General features: G+C 43.6%; 11 protein-coding genes. 5 read left to right on the forward strand and 6 right to left on the reverse strand.

Features of this window, described 5'->3' with window-relative positions; translation table 11 throughout:
* Positions 1 to 140 precede the first annotated feature (140 nt).
* The 4 genes from NL645_RS19095 to NL645_RS19110 all read left to right on the forward strand — a co-directional run bounded on the left by NL645_RS19095 (position 141) and on the right by NL645_RS19110 (position 4,750).
* Complete coding sequence (locus NL645_RS19095; protein ID WP_005395046.1) at positions 141 to 1,451, forward strand: TolC family outer membrane protein; 1,311 nt, start codon at positions 141 to 143, stop codon at positions 1,449 to 1,451.
* Between the two features lie 2 nt (positions 1,452 to 1,453).
* A complete protein-coding gene (locus tag NL645_RS19100; protein ID WP_253652217.1) occupies positions 1,454 to 2,068 on the forward strand; it encodes an OmpA family protein in 615 nt (204 codons plus the stop codon).
* 167 nt (positions 2,069 to 2,235) lie between these two features.
* On the forward strand, positions 2,236 to 2,589 hold the full coding sequence (locus NL645_RS19105) for a DUF2750 domain-containing protein (RefSeq protein WP_005395049.1): 354 nt from the start codon (positions 2,236 to 2,238) through the stop codon (positions 2,587 to 2,589).
* A 187-nt stretch (positions 2,590 to 2,776) separates the two neighbouring features.
* On the forward strand, positions 2,777 to 4,750 hold the full coding sequence (locus NL645_RS19110) for a diguanylate cyclase (RefSeq protein ID WP_253652218.1): 1,974 nt from the start codon (positions 2,777 to 2,779) through the stop codon (positions 4,748 to 4,750).
* A 12-nt stretch (positions 4,751 to 4,762) separates the two neighbouring features.
* Here NL645_RS19110 and queC read toward each other — a convergent pair whose 3' ends face one another.
* Entirely contained in the window at positions 4,763 to 5,458 is a 696-nt protein-coding gene (gene queC, locus NL645_RS19115; protein WP_104969424.1) for a 7-cyano-7-deazaguanine synthase QueC, read from the reverse strand.
* A 14-nt stretch (positions 5,459 to 5,472) separates the two neighbouring features.
* A complete protein-coding gene (gene queE / locus NL645_RS19120) occupies positions 5,473 to 6,123 on the reverse strand; it encodes a 7-carboxy-7-deazaguanine synthase QueE (protein ID WP_041852955.1) in 651 nt (216 codons plus the stop codon).
* A 216-nt stretch (positions 6,124 to 6,339) separates the two neighbouring features.
* Here queE and NL645_RS19125 point away from each other — a divergent pair, with 216 nt between their 5' ends.
* A complete protein-coding gene (locus tag NL645_RS19125; protein ID WP_048626430.1) occupies positions 6,340 to 7,149 on the forward strand; it encodes a Cof-type HAD-IIB family hydrolase in 810 nt (269 codons plus the stop codon).
* Positions 7,150 to 7,311: 162 nt separating this feature from the next.
* On the opposite strand, the gene NL645_RS19130 is transcribed toward NL645_RS19125, so the two are convergent.
* From NL645_RS19130 to NL645_RS19145, 4 genes are all read right to left on the reverse strand, one after another.
* Positions 7,312 to 8,757: a bifunctional NUDIX hydrolase/phosphatase PAP2 family protein gene (locus NL645_RS19130; RefSeq protein WP_253652219.1), complete on the reverse strand. Its 1,446-nt coding sequence runs from the start codon at positions 8,755 to 8,757 to the stop codon at positions 7,312 to 7,314.
* 388 nt (positions 8,758 to 9,145) lie between these two features.
* Positions 9,146 to 10,477, reverse strand: a complete 1,332-nt coding sequence (locus NL645_RS19135) for a trypsin-like serine protease (RefSeq protein WP_253652220.1) — start codon at positions 10,475 to 10,477, stop codon at positions 9,146 to 9,148.
* Positions 10,478 to 10,671: 194 nt separating this feature from the next.
* Positions 10,672 to 11,148, reverse strand: coding sequence for an N-acetyltransferase (locus NL645_RS19140; protein WP_253652221.1), 477 nt, complete (start codon positions 11,146 to 11,148; stop codon positions 10,672 to 10,674).
* 190 nt (positions 11,149 to 11,338) lie between these two features.
* Positions 11,339 to 13,216 carry a propionyl-CoA synthetase gene (locus NL645_RS19145; RefSeq protein WP_253652222.1) on the reverse strand — a complete coding sequence of 626 codons (1,878 nt, stop codon included), beginning with the start codon at positions 13,214 to 13,216 and terminating at the stop codon, positions 11,339 to 11,341.
* Between the last annotated feature and the right edge of the window lie 29 nt (positions 13,217 to 13,245).

Consider the following 13,245-nt stretch of genomic DNA (forward strand, 5'->3'; position numbering starts at 1 on the left):
AAACAAATGAACAATGAATCAACAGGTTACTTCATCGTGTATTAATGTTATTGTGCGCTAAATTATTGACGCCCTTATAGGTATCCCACTTATAAGCCCTCTCACCTCGAGAAATTTTATTATTATCTAGGAGAATCACAGTGAAGTGGACTCGTGCCAACGCCTTTTGCATTGGTGTGTTCGCAGCTAGTCATGCTTTTGGGCAAACACTAGAGCAAGCGGTTGAAAACACATTAAAAACCAATCCTGACATCAAAAGTGCGTTCAATGAATTCGTTAGCAAGCAGTATGTGAATGAAGCATCTGGCGGTGCTTACCTCCCATCCGTAGATTTAGACGCCGGTATCGGTTATGAAGGCATTAACCCAGCAGAAGCAGGGCGAGATTCAACGGATCTGACAAGAAAAGAAGCGACCGTGACACTAACCCAGTTGATATGGGACGGTTCTGCGACACTTAACGATATGGATCGAACAGCAGCTGACGCAGAATCAGTTCGTTATCAACTGCTCGCTGATGCTCAAGACACGGCACTCGAAGTGGCAAAGGTTTACTTAGATTCAGTAAAAGCTTATGAAATTCTTACACTTTCAGAAAACAACTTGAAGGTTCATAAGAAGATCTACGAAGACATTAAAAAGCGAGTTAACTCAGGACTTGGGTCTACCGCTGACCTAACTCAAGTAGAAGCTCGTTTAGCAAAAGCTCACGGTAACTTGGTGGCGGCTCAGAACAACTTATATGACAGCCACACCACGTTTACACGCCTTGTCGGACAGTCCCCACAAGGATTGATTTTTCCGCGAGCGGACCAGAACTTTATTCCCTACACCATAGATGAAGCAATTGACTTGGCATTTGAATCGCATCCAGTAATCAAAATTTCGATGGCAGATGTAGACTCAGCTAAGTTCCAATATAAGCAATCTAAGGGAACTTACTATCCAACGATATCTGTAGAAGCGGCTCAAACGTGGCGTGATGATGCAAGCGGTATCGAAGGAAGCAGTGATGAAACGACAGCGATGCTGCGTATGCGTTACAACCTCTTTAATGGTGGTAGTGATGTCGCCAATGCTGAAAACTTTGCCTATCAACTAAACAAAGCCAAAGATTTACGAGAACGCGCATACCGCAGCGTTGAAGAAGGACTTCGTCTATCATGGAGCGCGTTAGATTTAACGCTTCAGCAAAAAGAGTTTCTAGCGGATCACGTAGATTCGGCATCTGAAACTGTTATCGCCTACGAGAAACAGTATCGCATCGGTAAACGAACCCTTTTGGATTTGTTAAATACTGAAAACGAGTTATTTGAAGCGAGAAAAAACTACTTGGATGCTCGATATTCAGAGCAATACGCGAAATACCGTGTAATGAATGCGACCGGCCAATTGTTAAATGCCTTGCGAGTCGATGTGCCTACGGAATGGAATGAAAAGGTGGAGTACTAATCATGAAACCAATGAAAATTCTATTTGCATTAAGCCTTCTCGCCGTTACTCAACAGGTTGTTGCTGAAGACGAGTATGACTATCGACCTGTACCAAGTGCAGAGCAAATCGCTGACCTTCAAGATGAAGATAACGATGGCGTCATCAACGCTCGAGATATGTGCCCTGGAACACCGGAAGGCTCAGAAGTCGACAATGACGGTTGCGGCGAATACATTAAAGCATCAGATAACATGCAAGTGAGAATACTTTTTGCCAATGATTCTGATGAAATCAATCCCGTGTTCAGAAGACAAGTACGTGAACTGTCCGATTTTTTAAAAGAATACCCTACTACGTCGATCGAACTGCACGGCTACGCGAGTAAAGTTGGTGGCTCTCAACACAACCAAGAACTATCAGAGAGACAAGCACGCAATGTCCGTGAGGCGCTATTGAGCTACAACATCGAACCGAGCAGAGTTCGTATTGTTGGCTTTGGAGATACTCACCTAGCGCAACAAGGTACCGATGAAGTCAGCCACGCTTTAAACCGCCGAGTAACTGCTTCTGTCGTTGGTTATAAAGGCGAGATTAAAAAAGAGTGGACAATATTCACTACCCTCCCTGAAAGGTAAAAATATCTGTATTAATGTTTGTTCAAACAAGCATTAATAAACCTAGAATGACATAAGAAAAGGAGCTTCGGCTCCTTTATTTTTACTCATTGCAATAACCGTATTATGCTTTAGGAATCGGCACTTTAGTGTTACCCTAGCGGCATCATAACAACGAGAGTTTTGAAATGAGCAAACTTACATCAGATATCCAAGCAAACCTTGACCTTTTTGTTGCAGAAACAAAAGAAAACCAACTGGTTTGGGGTTTACGCAATGAAGAAGGTTGGCTATCTTGCGATTCAACTGAATTCGAAAACAGTGAAGTCATGCCTTTCTGGTCTTCTAAAGAAGATGCAGAAGCGCACAATGTTGAAGAATGGGCTGACTTCACTGTACTAGAAATCCCACTAGATATCTTTGTTGAAGATTGGCTTTTAACTCTTGCAGAAGATGGTGTTCTTGTTGGTACTAACTGGAACGATCAGCTAGAAGGCAAAGAAATGGAGCCTCAAGATCTAGCTAAGCTTTACATTGCATAACGACTTCTAGACCTCAACTTTATGTTGGGGTCTTTCTTTTTATGCTCTTTTTTTGATATGTCGACCAAGTGCATAGTTTTCCTATTCTTTTTCTTCGTACCCCCAACTCAATCACAACGCTGATCAATTAATAGCGTTATGATTCTCTAATTCCAAAGCAACAAGAGAACATAAGGCACGTTTAAATATGCGCACGCTCTATCCTTTGCTTGCGTCACTCTTACTCGCCCCGGTATATGCTAGTGACACTCAAGATATTGAGCCAGAACAAAATATCACGCAGTGGCACGCCGTTTATCAAACCACATTGAGAAGTAATCCTGACTCAGCATTAAGCATGCTTCAAGATCGATACCATACAGCGAAATCGCACAGCGAAAAGCTCTACGTCAGCGGGCTGATTTATGAATACATGTCGAACATAAAACAGCCGTACTATGGTAGCAGCCAAGTTCTCAACAATAACTTTGCTCAGTTAGAGTCAGAGTACATTCTTGCCTTAAATGAACGTAAGCATGGTAGTTATGACGCCTCAGTAAATAGCTTTTCTTCGTTGCGAAAAAAAATGAAGCAGACTTCAGATTCTGAAGGCAAAGCTTTGATGAACTATCAGCTCTGTTATACCTTGAATCAACAAGGTCGTTATCACAAAGCAAACTTTTATTGCTCGTCGTTAGAAAGCCATCTAAGTCAACAACATCAAGAACACTTCCCTATTGATCTCGCGTTACGTGTGGTAGCGAATAACTATAACTATCGTGGTGACTATGAAAAAGCGCTGAGTCTTTATAGAAAGCTGCTGGCGAACATGTCTGCTCAAAGCGATCCTTCTGGCATTTACAATGACGTCGGAAATTTACTTGCAGAGCTTGGGCAGTTTGAACAATCAGAACAATATCTCATCCAAGCCCTACTCGCTCGTCAAGATGAAGGGACACCACTCAAAGTCGCCCAAGTCGAACATAGCCTTGGGGCAATGTATAAGAAATCCAAAGAATTCGATAAAGCCATCAATCATTATCAAAATGCATTAACAATACTCAACCAGCTCCACTACCCATATGGTCAAGGGTTAAGCTACTTAGGGCTGTCTGCGGTTTTAGCCGAAAGTGGGCAACTGGATACCGCAGTAGATTACATTAGAAAAGCTTTAGACATTGCTGAAACGTATGAAAATACGCACCTCGAAACGGAAGGACATTTAGCTGCTGGATTCGCGTATTTGAAAAACCATGCTACTGAAAAATCGATTGCACATGGCAAAGTCGCGTTAACACTAGCGATCAATAACGCTAGGCCATTATTACAGGCACAAGCTCAATTACTCCTTTCCAAAGCGTACCAAGCCCAAGGTGATTATAAACTGGCATTAGAGCACCACGAAGCCTATTCAAACATTGAATTGGCCAACCGAGACGCTAGCAATATTAAAGCATTAGAGGCATTAGACCTCACAAAGAAAGAGTACGAATATGATCTTCAAGTCGCTCGGTTGAATAATGAAAAAAGCTTAAATCAGCATCAATTTGAGAAGCTTACCGATCAAAAGCGCACTTATAATTTTGTGGTTTCCTGTTTGTTGGTCTTGCTCATTCTGGCATTGATACTTCAGCGACAAACACGACAAAAAGCCAAAATAGATAGTCTAACATGTGCGTTGAATAGAGTGGCAATTATAGAGACCATCAAAGGTCAAACCTCCAAAGCGAACGAAGACTTCCGCTATGTTTTAGCATTAATCGACCTTGATGACTTTAAGACGATAAATGATCAATACGGTCATCCGACTGGCGACTTGGTGTTACAGCAAGTTTGCCAAGTGCTTAAAGCTAAGCTCAATAAGGGAGAGTATATCGGCCGTTTGGGTGGAGAAGAGTTTATCTTATTATTGAAAAACGTCGATGAAATTGACGTTCCTTTCCGGGTGCAAAGCCTACACAAAACGATTTCAGAGAAGTGCGTACGCACGGTAAATAATAGTGATTTGAGTGTAACTGCTAGCTTGGCCTATCTCTCAACATCAATGCCGCTTACCAACTTTGATGAACTTTATTCGATACTAGACCAAGCTTTATACCAGGCTAAAAAGCAGGGAAAAAACATCATTATAGACGCATACGATGAGCCAATTAGCCTAAGTTCTGACTATGTTAACCAGTAAAGTAAGGCACGACTAAACGTCAGCAGCCTGCTTGTTCACAAGAGACTGCATTACGGTCTCTTTATTGTTTAGGTAATCATCTAAGCCAGCTTTGCGCAAATCGCACGATGGGCAATCACCACAACCATCACCAATGACCCCGTTGTAACAGGTCAACGTATTTTCACGAACCAGTTGCAACGCGTCATATTGATCAGCTAGCGCCCACGTTTCTGCTTTATTGAGCCACATTAACGGTGTTTTGATCGTCAGATTACGGTCCATCCCTTGCACCAAAGCAGTGTTCATTGCTTTCACAAAATCGTCACGACAATCTGGATAACCACTAAAGTCGGTTTCACACACGCCAGTAATTACGGTTTCAGCCCCAATTTGGTAGGCGTAGATTCCTGCGAGCGTTAAAAATAGGATGTTCCGGCCAGGAACAAAAGAGTTTGGTAGGCCGTTTTCTTGCAATTCGTGTGAGACAGGGATGTCATCACGCGTGAGAGAGCTAATCGCAAGTTCGTTTAAAAGGCCAACATCCATCACTTTATGCGCTTTGACGCCAAGATCCTTTGCGATCTTTTGTGCCACTTCTATCTCTAACTTGTGGCGCTGACCATAATCAAAAGTAATGGCATGAACTTCATCAAACTCTTTAAGTGCTTGAACCAGACAAGTCGTGGAATCCTGACCACCACTAAAAACAACAACGGCTTTTTTCATTTCTCTCTCCGCTCTTAAGCAATACTTAGGTATTTATGAGTTTGAACAGACAAGCGCCAATTGCGAGCAATGCACGTTTCAATACACAATTGCGTTGCACGAGGCTTTTGGCTAATAGGCTGCAATGCAATGACAGTCTCAACCGCAACATTCGCATTTGCCAATAGCTCATCAAGGTGGTCGATATCTTTTTGCGTGCCAACTGGGTGCTTAATCTCATTCGCACGCTCTAACGCGCTATTGAGAACTGGCAGTTTACCCTTCATCGCCACTTTTGGTGACACGGTCACCCATGTATTTTCTGACGTGATGACTTCTGATGTGCCACTGGTTTCGATTTGGCATTGGCAACCCATATCCTCAAACGCCTTTGTTAAAGGGCGTAGATCATAAATACAAGGCTCCCCACCAGTAATCACGATATGTTTAGCATTAAAGCCTTGCAGTTGATATTGCTCTACGATGTTCTCGGCAGATGCGACGCACCATGTCGGAGAATCTTCCGTCTTCACCAAAATATCACCAATTTGGCGTTGGTCATTCTCATCTGCATACCACGTTTGTTTGGTATCGCACCATGAGCAACCAACCGGACACTCTTGAAGGCGAACAAACACAGCAGGTACTCCAGTGAAAACCCCTTCCCCTTGGATGGTTTCAAACATCTCATTTAGCTTATACAACGTAGAACTCACTCAACTCATAATACTTCGAGGCGAAGACCTTAATGGACACACGTGTCTAGGTCAATTTAAACCAAAAATTAATTGTTAAAATAGACCATTTTGTAGTTTCATAGTCGCGGTGAGCGTAGGTTTCTGGTTAGCGTTATACCAAACCTTATTCACTTACAGTTCCCAAAAACTTTAAGGTAAGAAATGATGTATAAACTGATCGCATTAGATATGGATGGCACACTGCTCAATAGTGATAAAGCAATCTCTGAAGAAAACAAACAAGCGATCGCAAAGGCTCGAGAAGCAGGCGTTACTGTCGTTCTCGCTTCTGGTCGCCCATTAGAAGGAATGCAAGGCAAGCTCGACGAACTGAATATCCATTCCGATAAAGATTTTGTCCTTTTCTACAATGGCTCTATGGTTAAGAACGTAGGAACAAATGAAATCATCCACCAGCAAATCATTGATGGTAAGGCAGCAAAATTAGTCGCTCGTAAAGCGAAAGAATTAGGCGCTTATGTGCACGCATTCAGCCAAGTACATGGCTTGATCACCAATGAGAAAAACCCATACACTGACATCGAAGCCAACATTAATGGCTTAAATGTAACAGAGATTAATTTTGAATCGCTAGAAGATGATCATCCAATCATCAAAGCAATGATGGTTGCCGAGCCAAGTAAGTTAACTGAGGTCATCGCTGCGCTTCCGTCTGAAATGCGTGACGAGTTTACGGTGGTTCAAAGCGCCCCGTTTTTCCTGGAATTTCTTAACCCAGCGAGCAACAAAGGTATTGGTGTTGCTGCAATTGCTGAGTATCTAGGTATTCAACCGGAAGAAGTGATCTGTATGGGTGATGCTGAAAATGACCACCACATGCTGAAGTATGCTGGCCTTGGTATCGCGATGGAAAATGCGATGGAAGAGACCAAACAAATCGCTGATTACATTACGGCAAGTAATGATGAACACGGTGTAGCTAAAGCGATTGAAAAATTCGTCCTTAACGCTTAATTCTCTCCGCCGCTATGGCGTCAACGTTATTACCTTTAACTCAGCCATGGCGTCAGATATACGCAAAGCCACATTGTTGAGCTACTCAACGTACAAAAAAGCCTTGCTGTAAAGCAAGGCTTTCTTTTTACTCGCATGCCTGAGAAAGAAAACATACAACCATCAATCTAACACTGTTTCTCTCTGTTGCTTTTCATGAATCAGCTTTCTTGCAAGCAAGATAAACAGCAACATCAACAATGGATAATGCAACGTCGACAATACCAATGACCACAAACCACTAAACGAGACAACAGAGCTTGAGTATAAATAAAGTTGCTCAACGAATACCAACGCAAGCGTTACAAAAATCATCTGACGAGAATCCAAATGCACTTTTGACTCTCTAAACGTCATAACCAATGCTGATGCCGTAATTAAAATAGCCAACCAACGACCAAACACAGGTAATGGCCAGATAACAGAGATGACCGCCGTTACCGCAGTCATAATGAACCAGACGCCTTTTGAGCTCAGCACTTGATCAACATTCACGTCTTGATTTGTTTCCAATCGCAGAACATGCCAGGCCACCAAGCTTCCTAACAGCGCACCAAACAACATATCTAAGAAAAAGGCGCTACCAAGGAAAAACTTACATAACATAATAGTAATCGTGATGAGCATCATGACAGCGGTCGTACCATTAAAACCGAAATAATGCGTTCTCTGAAATAAAAAGGTTAAAACACAAAACCAAACAGCAATAGGCAAACTTGGAAAACTAAATCCAAAGCTGTGTGTTAACTCCATCATTGGTATATAGACATGCGGGCGAGGAAGCGCAAAACCCTGTTGAGCTACAAGTACCATCAGGGACGTCGCGCTAATAGCGAAAAAGAGTCGGAATACAAATCGACTACCAAAACGCATCATTACCAACGGAAATAGAAAAAGCAGTATCGTAGGTTCTGTCAGTTCTATAACAAGATTTGAGATCTGATTCGCTACCTCGAAACTCGTTCCTGATAATGCCCCTACCCAGCTTTGTAAGTCTTTCATCCACCTCAATTCAATCTGACGAAATGAAGGCGCGGATTCGATCAACTGAGTCACATAAGATGCGGACTGCTGAGTAGCTTGTTCAAAAAACTGAATGGCTTGTGGCCATTGAGCGGGATAGCGGTACAAAAATGATGGCAGCTCGGATGGTCCAAGTAACATTGCAGATGCGATTTCTACTCCGTAGTGAGGAGCAAACCAAATAGGTAACTCATTCCCACCTAAGGAATTGTTCATCGAAAAAGCAATAATCTCAGAATCTGATATGCAATCGTAATAAACCGCGGTGTCAGTTCTGCCAAGTTCCTCCCCAACCGTGACCACTAAACCCGTTTCTTCCCACGTTTCTCTTTGCGCAGCAACTTGGGGGGATTCTCCATCAATAATTGTCCCACCTGGTAGAGAAATCTTATCCGTCAATATTTCATGAACTAGCACTAACTTGTCGTCAGCACGAACAACGCAGAGCGCCCCTTTTACTTCGCTCGCGGCAGCTTTAGCCGTAGAGATTGGTGAAACAGGTAACAAAATAAAACAAAGGATGAGTAATAACAGCTGTCTCAACACAAAATATGACCTTAAGTAAACATTATGATAACCAATGAATAATGGCAGTTAATCTTATCTTTTTCGATAAAAATTAAGTAACGAGTTATGCCAAACAACGTTGATCGAATAAAGCATGATCTTGAAGCTCATTGGAGAGTAATTTAATGCAAACCTGACAAAAATCAGACAAAACATGAAATATTGATCGCAATTCTGCCAGTTATATGAAGGTAGCGTCAGGATAAAGTCATACACATTTTATGGGTTCTCAAAGTTGGAACAATAAAAAAGGGCTTATTATTCGAAAACAATAAACCCTGCTTATGATAACTATGCGCTGCTCGTTGAAACCAAGAATGAATTCTACCTCAAGTCACCGACGAATCAGCTTTTGAATGCTTGATGGTTAGTTAGACTTGCAATGTGCGTCGCGAACTTCTTGCCAAACACCCCAAGGTCCAGAGTCTGCTGGGTTATCGCCTTGAGTCCACCACTGCGCCTGCCACACTTTGCCATTCCAAGTAACGTTATCCCCTTTGAGATACACCGTACTCGCTTGCCATTCTGCTGCGCAGTTATATGTTGGAGGCGTTGTCACTGTTTTCGCTTGAGCCGACACTAGCGCCTGATATTGTGTACTGGTCTTATCAACGTTGAAGTTCAAAGCAACTCTTGCTTCTCCCGCCTGAGCTGCTCCAAATTCGACATCGACACGACAACTTGCATTCATTGCTAACGTCGCCTGAGAACACTGATCATTAGCAATAACGGCAGCATCAGCAACGCCAGAAGCAAACGCGCGAACGTTTTCTACAGTGAACGTCGTGTTACCTGAATTTTTGATAACAAAACTATGTTGCTGCAACTCGCCAACATTAAATGATGCCAATGTCTGTTCGGTGGTATACCCAACAGAAACATTCTCTTTCGGAGGTGTAGCCGTGCCAATGACACCATTAACAAAATTACGCATGGCGGCGATATCGCTATAAACACCATACATACCCGGACGAGCACAACCTATCCCCCAACTGACCACGCCAAGTTGAGTAATTACGCCACCACGATTAATAACGATTGGGCCACCGCTATCTCCCTGACAGGAATCTATCCCACCTTGAGGAATTCCCGCACAGAATGACACTTCTCCAACGGTTGTGTAATTGCCACCGGCTTGACGACAAGTCGTGTCTGACACGAGTGGAACGTCAACCTCTTGCAACCGAGATGGAGAGCTTCCTCCTTCAGAGGTTCTCCCTAAACCTGCGACTGTAAGCCAATCTCCGATGCTGGCGTATTGCGTTAGACTGCCATCGGCAATTTCAACCGCAGCAACACCTTGAGGTACAGAGTCTAACTTTAAGACTGCGAGATCGTGAGAAAGCGTTGCTCGGCGATATGCCGGGTGCATGTGGATTTCACTCACGTTAGATCGAACACCGTCAGTGCCATTGTAAACGACGCCACCGATTTTAACCGCAATCTGATTCGGTGAATCACCCTCGACACAGTGGGCCGCAGTCAGGACATAGCCATTCCCAATATAGCTGGCACCACAATATGATCGGTTACCATAACGGCTAACAATTTGGGTGTAGAATCTCCACTCACTAGGATCAGCAGTGATGCCGCCTACGATCTGGGGTTGTATAGTGTGATTTTGTGTCTGTGACAAATCATCAGCACTTGCGAACATTGGCAAAACAGCCAACGCAAGTAACGATTTTGTTAGTTTCAAAATATTGTCCTCTTGTTTTTGTAAGCACGATCCTCGTGCTACTAATAAACAAGCAGACAAAAACGCCAATACCAATGTGGGCGCATATTAATTTACTAACATTGCGAGCAACTTATAGAGAAAAGTCTATTGACGAACTGAATGATTTCAATTCGCTAGAATGTGTATCACAATATTAAAATTAAGCATGATCATTAGCTCAACGGCTTTCTTAGATAGTGAATATGGTGTGCAAATCCTTGTTTTTCATACAAAGAGACTGCACCTTGGTTAAAGTGCCATACTTCAACAAACATCTGTTTTGCACCGTAATCAGAGAACGTTAACTCAATTTTGTTAATCAATGCCTGAGCCGTGCCTTGTTTCCGAAACTCAGGTAACACATAGAGCTCATCCACACTTCCCATCATAACCGGCTGACTGACGGTAGAAACAAGTTCACAGAAATGACCAGAGATAAAACCAATCATTTCATCTCCTTGTTTTGCTACATAAACAAGACATTCAGGATCATCAATGTATCGAGCAATACTCTTTTCTTGCTCTATCTCCTCTGCAGTTTTGAACAGCTCAGGAGATTGAAGATGATGCTCATCATGCAGCTCAAACATAAGGTCGTTGAGCGACTCAAGGTCGCTAAAACACGCAGATTTAATTACAAGCGTGGTCATACAAAGGGTCACTAAAAATTGAATGGCTGTAGTTTGTGAGGAAAATGCCGTATTGGCAAGTCACAAAATTGCCTGCACGAGACGTTTACGCTATCTACAAACAAAAAAGCCCCTGCACTTAATAAGCGTACAGAGGCAGAACCAACCTACAGAGTTCGAGGATCAGGGGTTAGTTAGAATTGAGTTTTAATTAACGTCTTAACACTCGTTCAATTTCGTTCAAGCTACTTGGGTCATCAATCGTTGACGGAACGGTGTATTTTTCACCATCGGCTATTTGACGTATGGTTCGGCGCAGAATTTTACCCGAACGTGTTTTCGGTAGGCGATCTACAACCAATGCATGCTTAAAGCAGGCAACTGCACCGATCTCACTACGTACCTTGCCAACAAGCTCACCTTCAAGATCAAGCTCGTCCACTTTGACACCATCTTTAAGTACCACAAAGCCCAGTGGAAGCTGTCCTTTCAGGTCATCGTGAATACCAACTACCGCACATTCTGCGATGGCTGGGTGTCCACCGACAATTTCTTCCATTTCGCCTGTCGATAAACGATGCCCCGCGACATTAATCACGTCATCAATACGTCCCATAATGAACAGGTAACCGTCTTCATCCAGATAGCCACCATCACCTGACACATAGTAGCCAGGGAATTGGCTGAGGTAACCGGTTTCAAAACGGTCATGGTTACGCCAAACCGTTGGCAGACAACTCGGTGGCAGCGGACGTTTTAATGCGACAAAGCCTTGTTGGTTAGGCCCGACCGACTCTCCAAGTTCATTCAGAATCTCGACCTGATAACCCGGAATTGGCTTCGTCGAAGAACCCGCTTTAACTGGCATCATTTCAACACCTGTTGGGTTGCCCGCGATAGCCCAACCCGTTTCCGTTTGCCACCAGTGGTCAATAACGGGTTTGTCTGCTTTGCTCTGAACCCATTCCAGTGTTGGAGGGTCAAGGCGTTCTCCTGCCATAAAGACGGTTTTCAATTTAGAGAGATCATACTGTTTTAAAAACTCACCTTCTGGGTCTTCTTTCTTGATCGCACGGAACGCTGTCGGGGCAGAGAACAACGCATCTACTTTGTATTCGTCACACACTCGCCAAAATGCACCAGGATCCGGTGTTCGGACGGGCTTGCCTTCGAATAGGATTGTTGTGCAACCGTGAATCAGTGGCGCGTAAACAATGTAAGAGTGCCCTACTACCCAGCCAACATCAGATGCCGCCCAAAATACGCCATCTTGAGGAATGTTGTAGATTGCGCTCATAGAGTACTTCATCGCGACGGCATGGCCACCGTTGTCACGCACAACGCCTTTTGGCTTACCTGTCGTACCCGAAGTATAAAGAATGTAGAGTGGATCGGTTGCCAACACCGGAACACAACCGTGTGGCAACGCTTGGTTGTACTCTTGCTGCCAATCCAGATCTCTTTCTTGGTTTAGATCGGCTTCGCACTCAGGACGCTGGAATATAAATACTTTTTCAGGCTTCCATCGGCTGTCCATAATGGCCTTGTCTACCATTGGCTTATATGGAATAACTTTGTTGATCTCAATCCCACACGACGCCGTCATGATGACTTTCGGCTCTGCATCTTCAATTCGTACAGCAAGTTCATTAGGTGCAAAACCACCGAATACAACGGAGTGAATCGCCCCTAAACGCGCGCAGGCTAGCATCGCCATTGCGGCTTCTGGAATCATCGGCATGTAAATAACGACTCGGTCGCCTTTTTCAACGCCTTGGGCAGACAGCATGCCGGCAATTTTTGCCACTTGGTCACGCAGGTCACTATAGGTATACGTTGTTTTATTGCCGGTTACTGGCGAGTCATAAATGAGTGCCGTATTATCACCGCGTCCTTGCTCGCAATGGTAATCCAATGCTAACCAGCACGTATTCATTACACCATCAGGAAACCAACGTTCTATGCCGTTTTCATCAGATTTCAAGATAGTTTTAGGAGATTCGAACCAATCGATATTCTCCGCTTGAGCGCGCCAAAAACTCTCCGGTTCGTTTTTCGCCCATAAATATTCTTTTTCGTATGAAGACATATTGCTTCCTCCAGTATGTCCTGACATTG

Origin of the sequence: Vibrio sp. Y51_MX_L26 (assembly GCF_024181935.1) — a bacterium.
In the GTDB taxonomy this organism is placed as follows: Bacteria; Pseudomonadota; Gammaproteobacteria; order Enterobacterales; family Vibrionaceae; genus Vibrio; species Vibrio diabolicus.